Genomic DNA, 378 nt, shown 5'->3' with positions numbered 1-378 from the left:
GCAGCAATAACTACTAGCATTGATAAAACGGCTGATTCGGTTATTAATGGCAGTAACGAAAACCAAGAAGTTGTAGTGCGTGGCACAGTAAGTGGTATTGAAGATGGCCAAGTTGTAACAATTAGCTTAAGAGACGGTGTAAATCCAGACATAGTAGTACAAGCAATCGTTGAAAATGGTGAATATGTTACTGCCCCTATTGATGCAAGTTCTTTAAACGATGGTGATATAGTTGCAAGTGCTGAGGTGTCTGATCTCGCCGGTAATGAAGCTATCGCAAGAGATATTGTTGAAGTAGATAAGTTAGCAGCAATTACTACCAGCATTGATAAAACAGCCGATTCAGTTATTAACGGTAATGGCGAAAGCGAAGCCTTA

The 378-nt window shown here is 39.9% G+C and carries 1 protein-coding gene; it reads left to right on the top strand.

Annotation, left to right across the window (positions count from 1 at the left end):
* The coding region (locus WDB87_RS09905) for a hypothetical protein (RefSeq protein ID WP_337849788.1) at nt 1-378 on the top strand (378 nt) is incomplete at both ends.

This window comes from Pseudoalteromonas sp. C12FD-1 (genome assembly GCF_037414265.1).
Taxonomy (GTDB): domain Bacteria; phylum Pseudomonadota; class Gammaproteobacteria; order Enterobacterales; family Alteromonadaceae; genus Pseudoalteromonas.
The sequence above is the reverse complement of the archived record's forward strand: the minus strand, read 5'-3'. Positions and strand labels throughout refer to the sequence as shown.